This window comes from Microcoleus sp. S13C4 (assembly GCF_036700865.1).
Taxonomy (GTDB): domain Bacteria; phylum Cyanobacteriota; class Cyanobacteriia; order Cyanobacteriales; family Microcoleaceae; genus Microcoleus.
In genome coordinates, this window is record NZ_JAUBPS010000034.1 from 27,401 (window position 1) to 46,354 (window position 18,954).

General features: G+C 47.3%; 13 protein-coding genes, 1 tRNA gene, 1 pseudogene and 1 other annotated feature. Of the genes and pseudogenes, 4 read left to right on the forward strand and 11 right to left on the reverse strand.

Translation table 11 applies throughout. From position 1 onward, the window contains the following. Both QT996_RS15910 and QT996_RS15915 read left to right on the forward strand, forming a co-directional pair. Positions 1 to 334: pseudogene (locus tag QT996_RS15910) on the forward strand (CopG family transcriptional regulator); the annotation flags it as partial. Positions 335 to 516: 182 nt separating this feature from the next. Beyond that, a complete protein-coding gene (locus QT996_RS15915) occupies positions 517 to 2,133 on the forward strand; it encodes an FAD-dependent oxidoreductase (RefSeq protein WP_333047676.1) in 1,617 nt (538 codons plus the stop codon). A gap of 155 nt (positions 2,134 to 2,288) precedes the next feature. Here QT996_RS15915 and rplL read toward each other — a convergent pair whose 3' ends face one another. The 9 genes from rplL to rplS form a co-directional block, all read right to left on the reverse strand. Beyond that, positions 2,289 to 2,681, reverse strand: a complete 393-nt coding sequence (gene rplL / locus QT996_RS15920; protein WP_333047677.1) for a 50S ribosomal protein L7/L12 — start codon at positions 2,679 to 2,681, stop codon at positions 2,289 to 2,291. Between the two features lie 137 nt (positions 2,682 to 2,818). Beyond that, positions 2,819 to 3,445: a 50S ribosomal protein L10 gene (rplJ, locus tag QT996_RS15925; RefSeq protein ID WP_333047678.1), complete on the reverse strand. Its 627-nt coding sequence runs from the start codon at positions 3,443 to 3,445 to the stop codon at positions 2,819 to 2,821. A 63-nt stretch (positions 3,446 to 3,508) separates the two neighbouring features. After that, positions 3,509 to 3,647 (reverse strand) — a sequence feature (ribosomal protein L10 leader region). Between the two features lie 108 nt (positions 3,648 to 3,755). Beyond that, a complete protein-coding gene (gene rplA / locus QT996_RS15930) occupies positions 3,756 to 4,469 on the reverse strand; it encodes a 50S ribosomal protein L1 (protein WP_333047679.1) in 714 nt (237 codons plus the stop codon). Positions 4,470 to 4,688: 219 nt separating this feature from the next. After that, positions 4,689 to 5,114, reverse strand: a complete 426-nt coding sequence (gene rplK, locus QT996_RS15935) for a 50S ribosomal protein L11 (protein ID WP_006635588.1) — start codon at positions 5,112 to 5,114, stop codon at positions 4,689 to 4,691. 3 nt (positions 5,115 to 5,117) lie between these two features. After that, on the reverse strand, positions 5,118 to 5,756 hold the full coding sequence (gene nusG, locus QT996_RS15940; RefSeq protein ID WP_015174942.1) for a transcription termination/antitermination protein NusG: 639 nt from the start codon (positions 5,754 to 5,756) through the stop codon (positions 5,118 to 5,120). Beyond that, on the reverse strand, positions 5,753 to 5,986 hold the full coding sequence (gene secE / locus QT996_RS15945; RefSeq protein WP_332980948.1) for a preprotein translocase subunit SecE: 234 nt from the start codon (positions 5,984 to 5,986) through the stop codon (positions 5,753 to 5,755). The genes nusG and secE overlap by 4 nt, the downstream gene beginning before the upstream one ends. Positions 5,987 to 6,130: 144 nt before the next feature. After that, positions 6,131 to 6,340 carry a hypothetical protein gene (locus QT996_RS15950; RefSeq protein ID WP_333047680.1) on the reverse strand — a complete coding sequence of 70 codons (210 nt, stop codon included), beginning with the start codon at positions 6,338 to 6,340 and terminating at the stop codon, positions 6,131 to 6,133. After that, positions 6,311 to 6,383 (reverse strand) — tRNA-Trp (locus QT996_RS15955). The genes QT996_RS15950 and QT996_RS15955 overlap by 30 nt, the downstream gene beginning before the upstream one ends. A gap of 134 nt (positions 6,384 to 6,517) precedes the next feature. Beyond that, entirely contained in the window at positions 6,518 to 6,901 is a 384-nt protein-coding gene (rplS, locus tag QT996_RS15960; protein WP_333047681.1) for a 50S ribosomal protein L19, read from the reverse strand. A gap of 67 nt (positions 6,902 to 6,968) precedes the next feature. Here rplS and QT996_RS15965 point away from each other — a divergent pair, with 67 nt between their 5' ends. Next, positions 6,969 to 8,342 (forward strand): inorganic phosphate transporter, encoded by a 1,374-nt coding sequence (locus QT996_RS15965; RefSeq protein ID WP_333047682.1) that lies wholly within the window; start codon positions 6,969 to 6,971, stop codon positions 8,340 to 8,342. Between the two features lie 206 nt (positions 8,343 to 8,548). Here the strand turns inward: QT996_RS15965 and QT996_RS15970 are convergent, their stop codons facing one another. Both QT996_RS15970 and QT996_RS15975 read right to left on the reverse strand, forming a co-directional pair. Continuing rightward, on the reverse strand, positions 8,549 to 12,622 hold the full coding sequence (locus QT996_RS15970; protein ID WP_333047683.1) for an amino acid adenylation domain-containing protein: 4,074 nt from the start codon (positions 12,620 to 12,622) through the stop codon (positions 8,549 to 8,551). Between the two features lie 38 nt (positions 12,623 to 12,660). Next, positions 12,661 to 17,469: an amino acid adenylation domain-containing protein gene (locus tag QT996_RS15975; protein ID WP_333047684.1), complete on the reverse strand. Its 4,809-nt coding sequence runs from the start codon at positions 17,467 to 17,469 to the stop codon at positions 12,661 to 12,663. Positions 17,470 to 17,632: 163 nt separating this feature from the next. Between QT996_RS15975 and QT996_RS15980 the strand changes: the two genes are divergently transcribed. Beyond that, positions 17,633 to 18,733: an alpha/beta hydrolase gene (locus QT996_RS15980; RefSeq protein ID WP_333047685.1), complete on the forward strand. Its 1,101-nt coding sequence runs from the start codon at positions 17,633 to 17,635 to the stop codon at positions 18,731 to 18,733. Positions 18,734 to 18,954 lie beyond the last annotated feature (221 nt).

Consider the following 18,954-nt stretch of genomic DNA (forward strand, 5'->3'; position numbering starts at 1 on the left):
TCTGGAATCTTTGCAGCAGCAATTCGCCACCGAAAAGCAAAATCTCGAAAGCCAATTCCAGGAAACCGTGTCGAAGTCGAGCTACGAATCTTTGCAGCATCAGTTAGCAGAAAAGTCAAGTGCGATCGGCGACTTCCAAGTTCAACTGAGCAAGTTGCAATATCTGGAAAATCAATTGAACCAGAGTGCAGCGATACAGCGAAATTACGACGCTTTGCAGCAACAGTCTCAAGAACAGCTAAGAACCATCAAAGCTTTACGGGAACAGCTAGCTCAAATGCAGGCTGTGGCTGGGATTGGCGAAGCTTATCTCAACAAGTGGCGGCGTCCCTGATTCTCCAATCGGCTACGGCAAAAACTCGGGTTGCTTGGGGCGATCCGGCTGCACCTTACCCCTGAAATGTCCTGTCAACTCGGACCAGTGCTCTTGTAGCGATAGATTTCAACCTGTCGCTACAAGAGCTTTTTATTGCAAAATGTGAGCATACTATTAAGAAATATTACAAAAAATAAATTATGAGAGGCGATCGCACCCCTTTTGGCAAATCCAATCCAGCAGACACTAAGGGCCGCGTCACGGTAATTGGAGGCGGCATCGGCGGGCTAACAGCCGCCGCCCTGCTAGCCCGCAGAGGATACAAAGTGCTAGTCTTAGACCAGGCGATCATCCCCGGCGGATGCGCTTCCACCTTCAAACGCAAAGGCTTTACCTTCGATGTCGGCGCCACGCAGGTTGCAGGATTGGAACCCGGAGGCATTCACCACCGAATATTCTCAGAATTAGACATAGAACTTCCCGCCGCGACACCCTGCGATCCCGCTTGTGCGGTGTTTTTGCCGGGAGAAACCGCACCGATTAGCGTGTGGCGAGATCCGCAAAAGTGGCAGGAAGAAAGGCAGCGGCAGTTTCCTGGAAGCGAACCTTTTTGGCAATTATTGTCGGCATTGTTCAAAGCTAGCTGGAAATTTCAAGGGCGCGATCCAGTTTTACCGCCCAGAAACTTCTGGGATTTTTGGCAATTAATTCAAGCAGTTCGCCCCGATACTTTAATTACTTTGCCTTTCACTTTTATGACAGTGGGAGATGCTTTGCGGCTTTGCGGGTTGGGAGACAATTTGCGATTGAAAACTTTTCTGGATTTGCAGTTAAAATTATATTCTCAAGTGGATACCGAAGAAACGGCGCTACTTTACGCGGCGACAGCTTTAGGAGTTTCGCAAGAGCCACAGGGATTGTATCATCTACAAGGAAGTATGCAGGTATTGAGCGATCGACTTGTAGAGGTGATCGAACGAGACGGCGGCAAAGTCCTGTTGCGGCATACAGTTGAAAGTATTGTCAGCGCCAACGGCAAAGCAACCGGTACAGTGATTCGCAATCAAAAAACCGGGGAAGTTTGGACAGAAACTGCCGATCGCATTGTTGCCAACGTGACCGCGCAAAATTTAGTAAAATTGTTGTCAAGCGAGCCGATTGTCGGAAATTTAACAGAGAATTTATCGGTTAAATCAGATACTTCAAAGACAACAAACCAACTCCCAAATCAAATGGCAGGCTACAAATATCGAGTCGATAAATTGCCGCCCGCATCCGGTGCATTTGTCATCTATTTGGGAGTACATGAAAGCGCAATTCCGGCCAATTGTCCGCCGCACCTTCAGTTTCTCTACGATTACGACGGCGAGATTGGGGAGAATAATTCATTATTTGTTTCTGTCAGCCATCCGGGAGATGGCCGAGCACCGAAGGGAATGGCGACAATTATCGCTTCATCATTTACTGATACTCGAATGTGGTGGAATTCGGTTGATTATGAAGGATTAAAGCAAAAATATACCGCAGGGGCGATCGCGCGTTTGAGCGAATATTTCAATTTGACGCCAGAGGCGATCGTACACCAAGAAGCCGCCACACCCCGCACCTTTGCCCGCTACACAGCCAGAGATAGAGGCGTTGTGGGTGGCATCGGGCAGCGAATACCAACCTTCGGCCCCTTCGGATTTGCCAACCGCACACCAATTAAAAATTTGTGGTTAGTAGGCGACTCCACCCATCCCGGAGAAGGCACTGCCGGTGTTTCCTATTCTGCTTTAACAGTCGTGCGGCAAATGGCAGCCACCTCTAAAATCTAATAGGACACGGCAATGCCGTTTCCCTACCCCTAAAATTAATCGCGCGAGAGATGTAACTATCGCGCGATTAATTTTAGGGAATAGTTAACAGTTAACTGTTAAGTGTTAACCATCATTCCGGTGTCACCGGAATTGATATCAACTACATTCTCTGACTACTTGATAGAAATCTTTGCGCCCACAGCTTCAAGCTGTTTCTTCATTTCTTCAGCAGCTTCCTTAGCAATAGCTTCCTTAACTGCCTTCGGTGCGGCTTCTACCAAGTCTTTTGCTTCCTTCAGGCCCAGACCAGTAATTGCGCGGACTTCCTTCAGAATAGCGATTTTCTTGTCAGCAGGAACTTCTTCCAGCATGACAGTAAACTCGGTTTGCTCTTCTACTGGTTCAGGAGCGGCTCCACCAGCCATACCGGGCATCATCATCATGCCGCCTACAGGAGCAGCGGCGCTGACGCCGAAAGCTTCTTCAATTTGCTTGACCAATTCAGATGCTTCGAGCAAAGTTAAAGACTTAAGTTTGTCCAAGATTTCATCAGTTGCAGTAGACATTGTTTGAACTCCTAGTTCGATTGTAGATTGTGGATTGTGGATTGTGGATTGCTCATTAATTATGAGTTTCTCGTCTCCAGTCATGAGTTTGTTTCTCAAAACTAACGACTCTTGACTCGTGACTAATTACTAATGACTTACGCAGATGTGCTTTCAGCTTCTGCTGGTGCTTCTGCTTCAGGTTGTGCTGGTGCTTCTGCTTCAGCTTCTGCTGGTGCTTCTGCTTCTACTGCTGCTGAATCGCCGTCTTTTTCAGCATAAGCTTTAAGACCGCGAGCGATCGAAGTAGGAACTTGATTGATACCCACAGCCAACTTGGTTGCGACACCGTTGATAGCGCCAGCAATTTGAGCCATGAGTTGTTCTTTCGACGGCAGATCAGCTAATGCTTTAACATCAGCTTCTTTCAGCACCCGTCCTTCCATCACGCCGCCGCGAAGTTCAGTCTTCTTAGAGACTTTTTGGAATTCTTGGTAAGCTTTAATCGCGCCGCCAATATCTTCTTGCACGAACAGAAACGCCGACGTACCGGTCAGCAATTCCTGGATCGGCTGCCAGGTTTCGTTGCCTTCAACCGCAATTCGCATCAGCGTGTTTTTTGCCACTTGGCAACTGCTGCCTTTCGGACGCAAACGCCGACGCAAATCTGTAATTTCAGCAACAGTTAAGCCTGTGTAGTCAATCACGATCGCCAATTGAGATTCGCTCAAGGTTTGCTTGAGGTCTGCAATAATCTCATTTTTTACTGCTAAAGTTTTGCCCATACTTATTTCACCTCCTTTTAGGATCGAAAATTGCCCGTCAAAAACCCCGACCTTCGAGCCGGGGCAGAGAATTAAAAATTAACAAGTCAGAATTAAAAATAGAAAATTTTTAATCTTTGAATCTTGAGTTTTTATTTCTTCAGCCTCGGCAGGAAATTAAGCGATCGGCACCTGCGGTCTTCAGCTTATTGATTTTTGATTAGGCTATCACTAGAAGGCAGACATAGCAAGGCTATGACGCAAATCTTGTGAGAGATTTACACAGACAGCCGAAGCTGTCTTTTACCTTCTGCCTTCTGCTTAATTCTTTCTACGCAGCATCAAGTTTGGTATCGCGCAGGGCACTGATATCGACTTCGATCGACGGGCCCATTGTTGCGGATACGTACAAACTACGCCAGTAGCGACCTTTAGCACCAGAAGGACGGTTGCGGTCAACAGTTTCTTGCAAAGCATGAAGGTTGACCAGCAAATCTTCCGCTGAGAAAGCTGCCTTGCCAAACATAACATGAACGATGCCAGTTCGATCGGCACGGAATTCTAGTTTACCACCTTTAAACTCGTTGATCGCCTGAGCAAGGTCAGTCGTCACCGTGCCACCTTTCGGAGAAGGCATCAAACCACGCGGGCCCAACAACCGACCCAATTTTGCCACCAACGGCATCACGTCTGGGGTAGCAATCAGGCAATCGAAGTCCATCATGCCCTTCTGAATTTCATCGATCAACTCTTCAGAACCAGCAATATCCGCGCCGGCACTCAGAGCTTCTTTAACTTTTTCGCCCTTAGCAATCACCGCAATTCTGACTACTTGACCAGTTCCTTTTGGTAGCGATACAGTTGTCCGCAACTGTTGGTCAGTATATTTCGGGTCAATTCCCAAACGGATGTGAGCTTCAGCAGCTTCGCCAAACTTAGCGGTTGCTGTTTCTTTCAAAAGTTGCAGAGCTTCCAGCGGTAGATAAGGTCTGTCTTCAACTTTCTTTTGAAGTTCTTGCAGTCTTCGTGATACTTTCTTTGCCATTGTTATCTCCTGGGGTCAGTCGATTTTAGATTTTAGATTTTAGATTTTAGATTGAACCTATCGGACAATCTTAAAATCTACTCGTTTTCGGTTACTAGCGAAGCTTTGCTTCTCCCCCTGAACCGACTTAGGATTTGCGATTTGAGCTTGAAGATTTTAGCTTCAAAATCCTGAATTACTGACAACTCCCAACTGTCAACTGACAACTGACAACTGACTTTAATCCGCGATCGCCACGCCCATATTTTTAGCCGTTCCTGCCACAATTTTCATAGCAGCCTCAACATCATTAGCATTGAGGTCAGGCATTTTGGTTTCAGCGATTTCTCGTAACTGAGCCTGTGTAATCGTCCCTACTTGCTTGCGGTTAGGTTCTCCCGAACCCTTAGCAATGCCAGCCGCTTTTTGAATCAAAACCGACGCCGGCGGGGTTTTGAGAATAAACGTAAAACTGCGGTCTTCAAAAACCGAAATTTCTACCGGAACCACTAGACCTGCTTGGTCTGCGGTTCTAGCATTGTACTCCTTGCAAAACATCATAATATTGACGCCGTGCTGACCCAGGGCTGGGCCGATCGGAGGAGCTGGGTTGGCTTTTCCCGCCGTAATCGCCAACTTAATTACTGCAACAACTTTCTTTGCCATTAGTTAGTTCTGTTTCTGAACCTGATTGAACTCCAATTCTACAGGCGTATCGCGCCCAAAAATCGAGAGTAAAACTTTGAGCTTGTTTCGTTCCGGGCTAACTTCAATCACATCACCTTCAAAATCCTTAAACGGCCCGGAAAGTACCACAACGTGGTCTCCAGCAGACATCGATACTTTGACAACTGGTTCTGATTCCTGAGCGTTTCTGAAGATCCGTTCTACTTCCGAATGACTCAGAGGTAGCGGTTTGACGTGACCCCTGCCGCGCCCGTAGCGGCGTTTCTGCTCTGCCCCGACAAAATTAATTACATTCGGGGTATTCTTGATCACCTGCCACGTATCCTCGTCCATAAACATACGGATGAGTACGTAGCCGGGAAAGATTTTTTCATCTGACTGCCGCCTGGAACCGTCTTTGCCGACTTTGATCGCCGGAGTTTGCGGAATTTCTACTTGAACAATGCGATCGGCAACATCCAAAGTTTGAATCCGCTGATCCAAGTTGGCCTTCACGCGCTTTTCGCAGCCCGAGGCAACTTGAACAGCATACCAGCGAGCATCAATCTCCGGCACATCTGGCGATGCTGCCTGTCCCGTCGCTTCTGTGGAATACTCAGATTCTTCTGATGCAAAAGTCATGGCCCAAACACCTTTCCCGCGCCCCAGTTAAAAAAATTATCCACAAAATAGATCAGGCTTGCTGAGAGGATTACCATCAAAAGCACGGCCAAAGACTCGCTGATTAGCTGCTGCCGGCTCGGCCAAACCACTTTGTCGAGTTCTTCTCTAGTTTCCTTAAAAAAACCCGCAGGGTTAAACCCAGGCGCCGTTATTTCTTGAGTTTCTTGAGCTTCGTCTTTTTTCGCCACGATTTAATCCCCCTTGCGATTTTAGATTTTAGATTTTAGATGGTGTGAGTGGCCCGCGGCTCTCTGATTTTTTGACACTAACCACTTACGCTCAAGTCCAAAATCTCAAATCCAAAGCCACGAATTTTTTACAAGCCCAACCAATCAACGGCGTAAATGCCGATCGCCGAAACCGACGATCAAGAAGCCACACCGAGCATTTGTTGATGGCATTTTTTGCGAACCGCCCACAAAAATTAATTCTACCCGAAAGTTTGCGGTTTTGACTGTTGCCAGCCAATAATCCGGGCGCTTTCGGGCAGAATTTAAAGTTTGGTGATTCAGCGCGCCCTGGAGGACTTGAACCCCCGACATCAGGTTTTGGAGACCTGCGTTCTACCAACTGAACTAAGAGCGCACAGGTGAGGTTGCTGAAATTCGCTTAACCCCTAGATTTCTATTTTAACACAGTGCGCTCGTAAATGGAAAACTTTTTTTTGATTTTTTTCAATTTCCCATGAACCATGAACCAAGGGGAAGCTGGGTGCATTCCTACAGGGAGCGATCGAACCGCTGTTTGACGCGAGTAGCTTTGCCCACCCGATCGCGCAGGTAGTAAAGTTTTGCTCTGCGGACTTTCCCGCGGCGCATCACTTGGATCGTGGCGATGCGGGGCGAGTGAATCAAAAACACCCGTTCCACTCCTACGCCCTGAAACACGCGGCGGACGGTGATTGTTTCATTAATCCCGCCGTTACGCATGGCAATCACAGTCCCTTCGTAGGGCTGAACCCGTTCTTTGTTACCCTCTTTAATTCTTACGCCGACTCGCACTGTGTCGCCCACGTAAATTTCGGGAAGAACTTTGCTGAGTTCTACCTTGACTCTATTTATTTCTGCCGTCTCGATTGAACGGATTATTTCTGCGCCTTTCATGGGATTTACCAAAACTCACAATCCCTTATCATATATCGAAATGCCCGTTTTATGTCACAAAAATTCTATGTTAAATACCTCTGAGGTCCTATTTCTGCAACTGGGGGCAATTGCTGCACTGGCCTTGTACGTCGCCGCCAACTTGGGGGCCAACGATGTCGCTAACTCGATGGGAACATCCGTAGGCTCGAAGGCGCTAACGCTGCGGCAGGCAATAATTGTTGCAGGCATACTGGAGTTTTCCGGCGCAGTGCTGTTCGGGCAAGGAGTTTCCGAAACTCTGGCAACAGGAGTGGTGAATGCAGATGTGTTCGTGGCCAAACCGCAAGTATTTTTAATCGGGATGGTGTCAGTGCTGATAGCTTGCGGGATATGGCTGCAAATCGCTACCAGTCGAGGTTTGCCGGTTTCTTCATCCCATGCAGTGGTGGGCGCGATCGCGGGTTTTAGCTGTGTTTCAGCCGGAATTAATGCAGTTGATTGGGGAACCATCGGCACCATCTCCCTAACTTGGGTGGCGACACCTTTTGCTAGCGGTGCTTTAGCCGCACTATTTTACAGTGTCGTGAAGTATTCGATTCTCGATCGGCCAGATCCTCTATCTCAAATGCGCGAGTGGATACCTTGGCTGAGTGCAGCAATGCTGAGCGTATTTGGCGTAATTGTACTGCCGTCTGTTGTGAATGTCGCTTTGGTGCAGACAGGGGCGATCGCCGCCGCGCACGATCGATTTGGCTGGAATCTGCCAATTCACGATATTGTCATTGGCATCGGGAGTATTGGCGCGATCGTCCTGACACTCAATAGCTGGAAGAAATTAGAATCAGTTGAGAAGGAAGAAGAAAGAAGGAAGAAGGAAGAAGGAAAAGGAGATAAGGGATTCGGCGCAAGTACAAACTCCTCCCCCACTCCGACACTACGTCATTCTCTCATCGAGCAACAAATGGCGAGATTTCAAGTCTTAAGCGCCTGTTTTGTAGCATTTTCCCACGGTTCCAACGACGTAGGCAATGCAGTTGCTCCCCTAGCTGCGATCGCCTACATCCGGCGCACAGGTTCCTTTCCCTCAGAAGATTTCAGCGTTCCCCTGTGGATTTTAGTCCTCGGAGGCGCAGGAATAGTCATCGGTTTAGCCATCTGGGGCGGAAAGGTAATTGCCACAGTCGGCGAAAAGATCATCGAACTCCAACCAAGCGGCGGATTTTGCGCGGAATTAGCCACAGCCACCACAGTCTTGCTAGCATCCCGCTTCGGTTTGCCAGTTTCCACATCCCACGCTTTAGTCGGTGCAGTCGTCGGAGTCGGCCTGATCAAAGCTTGGAAAACAGTACGCTTGCAAACTTTGCTGTCAATTGGTTCGGCTTGGCTAGTGACAATTCCGATCGCAGCAGGTTTGGCTGCTATCATCTTCAGCATCGCGCAATCCATTGGGCAATTTTAGATTTTAGATGAATGGTGCAACCGAAATTGATAGAATTCATCTGCGTTAATCTGTGTTTATCTGCCCTCATCTGCGGTTAAAGAAAGAGAATGTAAACCGCAGATGACAATGGATGGACGCTGATTCACGCAGATGAAGATCGGATTCAGGACTAATAGCGCTTTCGCACATCAAGCCCGGTTGCGGCACACCAGCACGCGGGCCACTCAATCACTTAATTCCTTCTCCAAGCAATGCTTTAGCTGTTGAGCCAGCACCTCGACGCAGGGTTTTCTCAACATAGTCAGGTGATTCCCAGGAACACTAATCACCTCTACTTTTTGGGCCGTTAATTCGCTCCAGCCAAGAGTCGGATCTTGATTACTCATGCTTAGCTGTTCCCTCGATCTAAACAGAGTAATTCGCTTCGGATAAATTTTCGGTATATAGCTGAGAGTTGCTTGACTATTAGCCTGAAATACAGTTAACATCGAGGGGATTGCCAGCTCGCGCCAGCTCCGTTCTTTTGACTCCTGAGATAGGATGCTAACCATAACTGCCTGTTTCCAATTCCAGCGATGCAACAAATTAGCTGCCAAATTAAGCATCTTATTTAATTTCGGAAATTTGGCAGCCATACCGCCACTTTGAACATTTTCCGCAGCAGCCACCAAGCGAAAATAATCTACTACAAAAGGCCATATAGAGCGCGAAACAGTAGTCAGAATAAACTTGCAACCGTCCCAAAAAGAAGGTTTGTTAGCAGAAACCGGAGCTAAAGTATCCAGCACAGCAAGTAAAGCCACTTCATCCCCCGCTGCCAGCAACTGTTGAGCCATCTCAAAAGCAACCAAACCTCCAAAAGACCAGCCTCCTAAAAAATAAGGCCCTTTTGGTTGAACGGTACGCAAGGCTGCGATGTAATCATTCGCCATGTCTTCAATGCTAGTTAACGGAGAACTTTCGCCGTCAATACCCTTTGGTTGCAGCCCGTAAAACGGTTGATTTTCTCCTAGCTGAAACGCTAACTCGCAATAAGGAAATACAACACCAAAGATGGGATGGATGCAGAAAAACGGGGGATTTTTACCGCGAGGCTTAATTGCAACTAAAGGCGACCATTCCAGAGAATTTGTTTCTGAAGATAGCAAATCGGCTAAACCTTCAATTGTCGGATTTAAAAAAAGAGCAGACAGCGGCAACTCGCGCTCAAATTGCTGGTTAATCTCATTGATGAGGCGGATTGCCAGCAGGGAATCTCCACCCAAATCGAAGAAGTTATCGCCAATGCCAACGCACTCTGCGTTGAGGATTGTGGCCCAAATTTGGGCGAGGGCTGACTCGGTTGGTGTGCGAGGTGCAATGCAGCTTTTATCTATTGAATTGCTAGTTAGATTTCCCGGTGCAGGTAGGCGCAGGCGATCAATTTTGCCATTGGGAGTTAGGGGCAGAAAATCCATCACCACAAAAGCACTGGGAATCATGTAATTGGGCAGTTGTTGTTTGAGGAAATTGCGTATTTCCCTAGGATTAAGCGTCTGATTGTGATTGGGGACGACATAAGCAACTAGGCGTTTGTTGCCAGACAAATCATCCGCAGCAACCGCCGCTGCTTCTTTTACTGCTGGATGCTGAACCAGCAGCGTTTCAATTTCTCCCAATTCTATTCGATAACCGCGAATTTTTACCTGTTCGTCAGTGCGACCTAAAAACTCAATATTGCCGTCGGGAAAATAGCGAGCTAAGTCACCAGTTTTATAAATTCGTTCTCCTGCTTTCTGGCTAAACGGATTAGCAATAAATCGCTGGACGGTTAATTCGGGGCGGTTTAGGTAGCCTCGCGCCAATCCGCTGCCGCCGATGTACAATTCACCGGGAATTCCAACGGGTACAGGCTGTAAATTTTTATCTAAAATATAGAGTTGAGTGTTAGCTATTGGGCGGCCGATTGGCGGTTTTTTGTGTGAAGCGAAGCTATCCCGCAGGGAATCGCCAATTTCGGCAAAACTTGACCAGACTGTAGCTTCTGTAGGGCCGTAAGCGTTAAAAAATCTGCGCCGGGAAGCCCAGCGTTTAACAATATCCGGGGAACAAGATTCGCCAGCACAGATGATTGTTTGCAGTGCGGGAAGTTCGGCGTTTGGGAGGACAGCTAGCAGCGAGGGCGGGAGGGTAGCGTGAGTAATAGCATTATCCTGCAAAAATTGGATTAATGTTTGTCCGGGCAACAAAGATTCTTTCTTGGCACAGTAAAGTGTTGCTCCGGTTCCTAATGCCATGACAATCTCAAAGATTGAGGCATCAAAACTCAGGGAGGCGAATTGCAAAATGCGGTGATTTGAGTTTAATTTAAAAGCTTCTATTTGAGCTATGGCTAAGTTGTAGAGTCCCCGATGTTCGATCAAAACGCCTTTGGGTTTTCCGGTTGAACCAGATGTGTAAATGACGTAGGCTAGGTTTTTTGGGAGGATATTTGTAGTTGGGTTTTCTGGGCTTTGTCGGGCGATAATTTCTCTGTCGGAGTCCAAACAGACTACTGAAAAAACTCCGTAATTTTCCGGCTGCGTCAAGTTTTTTGCTAAGTGCTGCTGAGTTACCAAAATCGACACCTGAGCATCTTCTAACATGAAGTTAAGCCGCTCTTGAGGATAAGTTGGATCTAAAGGCAGGTAGGCTGCGCCTGCTTTGATAATGCCTAGCAATCCGACGATCGCATCTAAGGAACGTTCTACACAAAGGCCCACTAAAACTTCTGGTGCTGCTCCCAATTGCCGCAAGTAACGTGCAAGTTGGTTGGCTCGGCTGTTGAGTTGGCGGTAGGTTAACTGCTGGTTTTCAAAGACGGCGGCGACAGCATGGGGCGATCGGGCGACTTGCTCTTCAAATAGCTGATGGAAACATTGGTTTTGCGGATAATCTCTGTGAGTGTCATTCCAATCGATTAATAATTGCTGGTATTCTGGCGCTGTCAGCAAAGCCAAGTCGCTGAGGTGCTGTTTGGAATTGGCAACAATGGCTTCGAGCAGCGTTTGGAAATGTCCCGCCATGCGCGCAATTGTGCCGCTATCAAATAAGTCTGTGCTGTAGACAAATTGCCCTTGAATACTTCCTGCATCTTCCCACAAGTGGCACTCTAAATCTAGCTTGGCGGTTCCCGCGTCAAAGTCGATCGCCTCTCCAAGGATTCCCGGCAATTCTAGCGCTGCTACAGGAGTGTTTTGCAGGCTGAAACTAACTTGAAATAGGGGGTTGCGGCTCAACTCGCGATCGGGGTGCATTTCCTCAACCAACTTCTCGAAGGGCAAATCTTGGTGCGCGTAGGCTGCCATTGCGACGTTTTTTACCCGATGCAATAGTTCCCGAAAAGTTGGATTTCCTGATAAATCTGCACGCAGCACCAAACTGTTGACAAAAAAACCGATTAATGCTTCTACTTCGCTCAGGTTGCGATTGGCGATCGGCGTTCCTACTGCAATATCTACTTGTCCTGTATAGCGGTACAGCAAAGTTTGAAAAGCGGCTAGTAGAGTGATAAATAAAGTCGCGCTTTCTTGCTGGCTCAATGACTTTAGCGCCTCGCTCAAAGCAGGTGATAGTGTTATAAATTGTTTAGCGCCTCGGTAGGATGGAACGGCAGGTCTTTGCCTGTCTGTTGGTAGATTGAGTGTGGTAATTCCGTTTAACTGCTGCCGCCAATAAGCTAACTGGGTTTCTAATACTTCGCCCTGCAACCATTGGTGCTGCCATTCTGCAAAGTCGGCGTACTGCACGGGCAGTGCTGGTAAGTGCGATCGCTCATTTTTTACAAATGCTGTGTATAGCGTTCCCAGCTCTCGAATTAGCACTCCAATCGACCAACCATCAGCCACAATATGATGTAAATTCAGCAACAATATATGTTCTGTTTCACTGAGTTGTAGCAGCGTTACTTTAAATAACGGCCCGGCGGCTAAATCGAAAGGGCATTGCGCTGCATCGGTTGCGATTTGCAGCGCTGCGGTTTGCTGCTGATTTGGCGAGAGATTTTGTAAGTCTATTGTGGGGAGGGATACGGTTAAAATGGGAGCAATAATTTGTACGAGTTCCCCTTCCAAAAGCGTAAAAGTGGTGCGTAAAGTTTCGTGCCGCTGCACAATTTCGTTGAAGGTTTGCTCTAAGGATTTTAAGTTGAGGGAACCTGTTAAGCGGAGCGCTGTTGAGACATTGTAGAAAGGATTGCCAGGTGCTAATTGATTGAGGAACCAAAGCCGCTGCTGGGCAAATGATGCGGGGAAGACGAAAACCTCTGTTTCTTGCTGCATATTTATCGAAAGTGTACCCTGTTCAACAGCGCTCCTTTTTATTTACTTTCTTGATTAAAAGATGATAGCTTCATCCGCCGACTGTCCCGAGAAATCGCCACTAAAGCAGGAGCTTTAATATTAGCATCGCTCTCTTTCAAACTCTCAACAATCTTAGATAATTCTGCAATTGTCGGTGCTTCAAAAACGCGGCGCAAAGGCAACTCTACCCCGAAAGCATCTCGCACTCTAGAAACAAGCTGAGTCGCCAGCAGCGAATGGCCTCCCAATTCAAAGAAATTGTCCCGGATACCCACTCGCTTTATCCCCAAAACCTCAGCCCATATTTTCACTAAAACTTCCTCAATAGAAGTCTGAGGCGCAACATAACCGCCAGCCCATTCTAACTTAATCGGCTCCGGTACAGGCAAAGCGAGGCGATCGACCTTTCCGTTAGCCGTCACCGGTAGTGACTCCAGCACCACAAAAGCCGACGGAACCATATATTCCGGCAGTTTTTCTGCTAGATAAGCCTGCAACTGCGGCACTAATTTACGCGCTGCTTTAGCTTGTAAGGGATTGTTAGCATAAGAGCGCCAAGGACGCAAGTTATCGCTTCTGGTTTCTGGCACAAAATCTCTGGTTTCGCCCCGTGCAAACACTACATCGTAGCGCCCTTGACTGTCGGAGTTAGACCAACTAATATTAACATTATACGGAACTTCCAAAGCATACCACGCTTCAGGATCTACTCCTAAATCCTCGACTTTTTCCACGGCTTTCTGCAACTGACCTGCTGTGGGAAATTTATCGACAACAGACAGCAATTCTGCCGCCTTAACTGCTGCCATTACCCGCGCATTAGGCACATTAGCAATTCTTAAAACATCGAGTTCATTTTGCAATAATATTTGTTGCACCTTGGTAACAGTCAGATTCTGATTTTCCTCCAACCAATTCAGCCGTTTTTCGGCGCGCCCCTCCCCTTTTGGCGATGATTTTGGGCCTGCTGTTTCCGACGTAATATGCAGAATAGCATTGTACCGAAAATCAGTTAACTCATTGTGATAACTACCGCGAATTAATTGCATCTCTACGCCCTCAATCTGCGGAAAGCGGTGCTTTAATGCGCTAAAAAAATCGGGTTCAATAACTAACTCTGTTTCTTGAAAAACTTGCATTTGTACTCGCTGCTGCAACTGTTCTCCAGCGAGAGAAGGTTCGGCTTGATACAGTTGTACCGAAGCGTGAAAAGCTGCCAGCAACGGCAAGCTGCGGACATCTCCGATGAATATAAAGCCGCCGGGAGCAGTTGCTTTCACCGCACCTTCTAGCACCTGCACGAGATAGTCGATATTCGGGAAATATTGGACGACAGAGTTTAGAATTACTGCGTCAAAAGCTGCTGTCTCTACTCCTTCAAAGTCAGTCGCCATTTTCTGAAGTAGCGTTACATTAGCTAACTCTTGATTTGCCAAGTGCTGCTGAATATAGTTGAGCGAAATAGGTGAAAAGTCTGTACCGCAATATTGAGTGCAGCGAGGGGCAATTTGGAACAGCAACAAACCTGTGCCGCAGCCAATTTCTAACACTCGGCTAGGCTGCAAAGCTAAAATTTGGGCGGCTTGATTGTTCGCCCACTCGCGCACCTGTTCTGCTGGGATTGGCTGATTGGTATAACTGCTATTCCAGCCGACAATGTTAAAGGTTGGATCTGACTCAACAGCAGGTTGATTGTAAGTTTCATTGTAGAGCATTTGCCACTGCAAAACCTGTTCGTCCTGCAATTGCATTATTTGGTTTTTTTCGCTGGCATTGCTATATTCGGGATTCAGGGCAATATAAGCTACTAAACGTTTATCTCCCTGTCCATCTTCCGAAGCTATTGCTACAGTTTGCTGCACGGCCGGATGTTGAGTTAATATTGTCTCGATTTCTCCTAATTCGATGCGGAAACCGCGAATTTTTACTTGTTCGTCAATGCGTCCTAAAAATTCAAGGTTGCGATCGCCTCTGTAGCGCACTAAGTCGCCAGTTTTGTAAATTCGCTCTCCTGAATTTGGTTTAAAAGGATTGACAATAAAGCGTTGTGCGGTTAAATCTGGGCGGTTGAGGTAGCCGCGAGCGAGTCCGTTTCCGCCGATGTACAATTCGCCAACAACCCCCATTGGTACTGGCTGCAAATATTTGTCTAATATGTAGATTTGAGTGTTAGCAATGGGGCGGCCAATTGTCGGGGCGATGTCTGTTTGCTCTGTTGCAGGAATATAACCGGAAGTTGTGACGACGGTGTTCTCGGTTGGCCCGTAATTATTTACTAGCTTAAATGGATGGGATTTTAAAGGATGTTGTTGCAGTTTTTCGCCGCCTGCGAGCAAGATTCGCAGCGCTGTTGTTTGAGGCCAATCTAATAGCAAAACTTTCTCAGCTAAAGGTGTTGGCAAAAAGCTAATTGTAATTGCTTTTGATACTAACCAGTTTTGCAGTTTTTCAGGATCTCGCCTGATGTCATCTTCGGGAAAGTAGATGCTAGCTCCTGCGGCGAGATAAGGCCAAATTTCCCACCCGCAAGCATCAAAGCCGATCGCTGCAATTTGTGTTACTCGATCGCCCGCTGACACCCCAAACTCTCTTTGATGCCAAAAAACGAGATTTAACAAGCTCCCGTGCTCAATTTCCACTCCTTTCGGCTTTCCCGTGGAACCGGAGGTGTAAATCACGTAAACCAGATTTTCCGCTGTGGCTGCGCTGGTGGGATTGTCGGCGATTTCTTGGGAAATTATCTCCCAGTCTGTGTCTAAACAAACTATCTGTAAATTGGGCGAGCGTAAATTCTCTACCCATTGCTGCTGAGTTAACACAACAGATAATTGAGCATCTTTTACCATAAAGCTCGATCGCTCAGCAGGATAGCTCGGATCTAAAATTAGGTAAGCTCCTCCCGCTTTCAGGATACCCAACATCCCCACGATCAGATCGAGCGATCGCCCGCAGCAAATCCCGACTAAAACTTCCGCCCCAACCCCCATTTTTTGCAGATAACGTGCTAGTTGGTTGCTGCGGAGATTTAGCTCTCGATAGGTGACTCGCTCATCTCCAAATACCAGCGCCACCGCATCGGGTGTCCGATCCGCCTGCATTTCAAATAGCTGATGGATGCACAAATCTTGCGGATAATCCGCCTGAGTATTGTTGCATTCAACTAACAAATGATCGCGCTCTTGGGCGCTCAAATATTGCAAGTTTGCTATGCGCTGTTCTGGATTTGTCACAATGCTTTCTAACAAGGTTTGAAAATGCCCGATCAGGCGGGTAATCGTAGCTTCATCAAATAAATCGGCGCTGTAAATAACCATGCCGCTGATGCCCTCGGAGCTATCAACCCACAGCTTATTGCTGGGCGATTGGTTGCTTCCCGAGCTGTTGGGCGATCGCTCCCACAAATGAAACTCCAAATCAAACCGCGCTGTACCCACATCTAACTGCTGCGGGCTGAGTGTTAATTCTGGCAATTCTAAGTGATTCCCCGGCGCGTTTTGCAGCGCAAACGCCACCTGAAATAAGGGATTTTGGTTCAACGCGCGATCGGGGTGCAGTTCTTCTACTAACTTCTCAAACGGCAAATCTTGGTGAGCGTAAGCTCCTAATGCTACCTCTTTGACTCGGTTTAAAAGTTCCCGAAAAGTTGGATTTCCCGACAAATCTGTACGCAGCACCAAACTGTTGACAAAAAAACCGATTAATGCTTCAATTTCACTGCGGTTGCGATTGGCGATCGGCGAACCTACAACAATATCTTCTTGCTGCGCGTAATGGTAAAGCAACGTTTTAAAAGCTGCCAGCATTGTCATAAACAGCGTCACTCCTTCGCGCTGGCTCAACGTTTCTAAAGCCTCGCTCAGTTGTTTTGGCAGTTGCAAAAATTGCCTTTTGCCTCGGTAACTTTGAATTGCTGGTCTGGGTCGATCCGCAGGCAAATTTAGCATAGAAATACCGTTTAACTGCTGCCGCCAGTAAGCAAGCTGCGTTTCTAAAACTTCCCCTTGCAGCCATTCGCGCTGCCATTTTGCAAAATCAGCATACTGGATCGACAAAGACGGTAAAGGCGAAGGTTTTTCGCTAGCAAATGCCGTGTAAAGTGCACCTAACTCCTGGATTAGCACTCCGATCGACCAACCATCGGAGACAATGTGGTGCATATTCAGCATTAATAAATATTCGGTATCATCTAACTGCAATAATGTGACTCGCAGCAACAAGTCATTGGACAAATTGAAAGAGCGTTGAGCTTCCTGGGCAGTGAGCCTGTTTGCTTCAGTTTGTCGAGATTCCTTTGGCAAGTTTCGCAAGTCCACTACATTAATCGGGAGGTGGAAAGCGGCAGCTATTCTCTGAACAGCTTGGCCCGAAACTACTGCTAAAGTCGTGCGTAAAGCTTCGTGGCGGCGCACAATTTCATTGAAGGTTTGTTGCAGCGCCGAAAAATTGAGCGAACCTGTTAAACGCAATGCTGCGGGAACATTATAAAAGGGATTGTTCGGGACTAACTGGTCGAGAAACCACAAGCGCTGCTGTGCAAAGGAAAGCGGTAGATTTCCGTCCCGCCCCATAGGAACAATCGGTGTAGGAGTGAAACTAGAAGTACGATTAGCTGCTTTTAAAAATGAAATTATTTCGGTTTTTCTCTGAGAAATTTCCGCGCGCAGTTCGGGTGTAATAATTCCTTCGGGAGCGTTGCAGCGCAGGCGAGATCCCTCAATAAAAATATTAATATCTAGACTGCGAAGGTAAGATAAAAACTCAACTAACTCCACCCTGACAGAATCTCTGGCATTTGGCGATGAACTCGATATTTTTGGCTCGGGCATTTTGAGTTATCCTGTCATTACTTGGGCAGATCAATAAATTAAATTCCACCAGCGCACAAATTAAGAGCTTAACTTACCGCTTGCTTACTGTGGCCTAACCTGAGTATGATTCTGTTTTAATCCGCAACCCAAATTCTACCCAAGGTTTCAGCTTATGCCGTTCATGCCCTTCAATTTCCTGTTCCTATGGCTGGTGGGACTGCTGTCCGTCGGGGTACTTGGCGGAGGTATATACATTCTCTATGAATGGTACATCGGCGAACTTATAGGGATTTCCTACTTAGTCAGCGGAGTCTTGATGCTTCTTTGGTCTGTTGGCGGCCGCTTTATCAGTTTGCCGTTGTTCCGCCGCCCCGGTGCTGACGAACCGAAGCCTACGCGGACGGGTACGGTGCAGCGGGTAGAGAGGCCTGATGGCACTATTTTACAAGTAGAATTCTACGGCCCAGAGGACGGACAGCCGATTATCCTCTCCCACGGTTGGGGGCCGAACAGTATGGTTTGGTATTACGCAAAACGACAACTAACCGATCGCTTCCGAGTGATTGTTTGGGATCTTCCAGGTCTAGGAAAATCCACTCGACCAAAAAATAGCGACTACTCCCTAGAAAAATTTGCCCGCGATCTCGAAGCCGTAATTGCCATAGCAGGAACTAAACCTGTTATCCTACTCGGACACAGCATGGGCGGCATGATTGCTCTAACATTCAGTCGGCTTTTCCCAGAACTTCTCGGTAGCCGAGTAGCTGGTTTAATTCTGGTAGATACGACTTATACTAATCCCGTCAAAACCGCTATTTTTAGCCGTTTATTACGCGCTTTGCAAAAGCCGCTGCTCCAACCTATGCTCTACCTCACCATAGCTCTTGAACCCATTATGTGGGGAATGACTTGGCTGAGCTATCTCAATGGTTCACTGCACATCAGTGTAGAATTATCGGGATTTAAAGGCACTGAAACGCGCGGTCAATTAGAGTTTTCAGCTTTCTTATCAGCCTTGGGTTCTCCCGGCGTTCTCGCTCGCGGCACACTGGGAATGCTCAAATTTGACGAAACAAAAACTTTGCCATCAATTGACATTCCTGTGTTGGTAATATGCGGCGATTCAGATATCGCCACTACCCCCCCAGCTAGCCTGCGAATGAAAGCAGAATTACCTCAAGCAGAGCTAGTTACTATACAGAAAGGAGGACACATGGCATTAATGGAGCATAACCAGCAGTTTGCAGAAGCTGTCAGGGCATTCTGCACTGAAATTTCGTGACTAAAAATGTGAGTTAAAATCCTGTAGGTTCAGTTAAAACTGTTTATTCCTCGGAGATCCCCTCGCATCCCCCTGATTGTTGGGGGACTTTGAGCAAGTTCTTGTCCCCCCCTTTTTTTAAGGGAGGCTAGGGGGGATCGGGCTTAACTGAACGGTATTGAGATATATCTCTGATTTGTCAATTCCGAAAGGCGTTGTTTCGCACGACAGACGGCTTAAAA

Coding starts and splice junctions, on each gene's coding strand:
- QT996_RS15965 (WP_333047682.1), top strand. CDS start 6,969: ATGTTAAATACCTCTGAGGTCCTATTTCTGCAACTGGGGGCAATTGCT.
- rplJ (WP_333047678.1), bottom strand. CDS start 3,445: ATGGGCAAAACTTTAGCAGTAAAAAATGAGATTATTGCAGACCTCAAG.
- QT996_RS15975 (WP_333047684.1), bottom strand. CDS start 17,469: ATGCCCGAGCCAAAAATATCGAGTTCATCGCCAAATGCCAGAGATTCT.
- QT996_RS15950 (WP_333047680.1), bottom strand. CDS start 6,340: ATGTCGGGGGTTCAAGTCCTCCAGGGCGCGCTGAATCACCAAACTTTA.
- QT996_RS15915 (WP_333047676.1), top strand. CDS start 517: ATGAGAGGCGATCGCACCCCTTTTGGCAAATCCAATCCAGCAGACACT.
- QT996_RS15980 (WP_333047685.1), top strand. CDS start 17,633: ATGCCCTTCAATTTCCTGTTCCTATGGCTGGTGGGACTGCTGTCCGTC.
- nusG (WP_015174942.1), bottom strand. CDS start 5,756: ATGACTTTTGCATCAGAAGAATCTGAGTATTCCACAGAAGCGACGGGA.
- rplA (WP_333047679.1), bottom strand. CDS start 4,469: ATGGCAAAGAAAGTATCACGAAGACTGCAAGAACTTCAAAAGAAAGTT.
- rplS (WP_333047681.1), bottom strand. CDS start 6,901: ATGAAAGGCGCAGAAATAATCCGTTCAATCGAGACGGCAGAAATAAAT.
- rplK (WP_006635588.1), bottom strand. CDS start 5,114: ATGGCAAAGAAAGTTGTTGCAGTAATTAAGTTGGCGATTACGGCGGGA.
- rplL (WP_333047677.1), bottom strand. CDS start 2,681: ATGTCTACTGCAACTGATGAAATCTTGGACAAACTTAAGTCTTTAACT.
- QT996_RS15970 (WP_333047683.1), bottom strand. CDS start 12,622: ATGCAGCAAGAAACAGAGGTTTTCGTCTTCCCCGCATCATTTGCCCAG.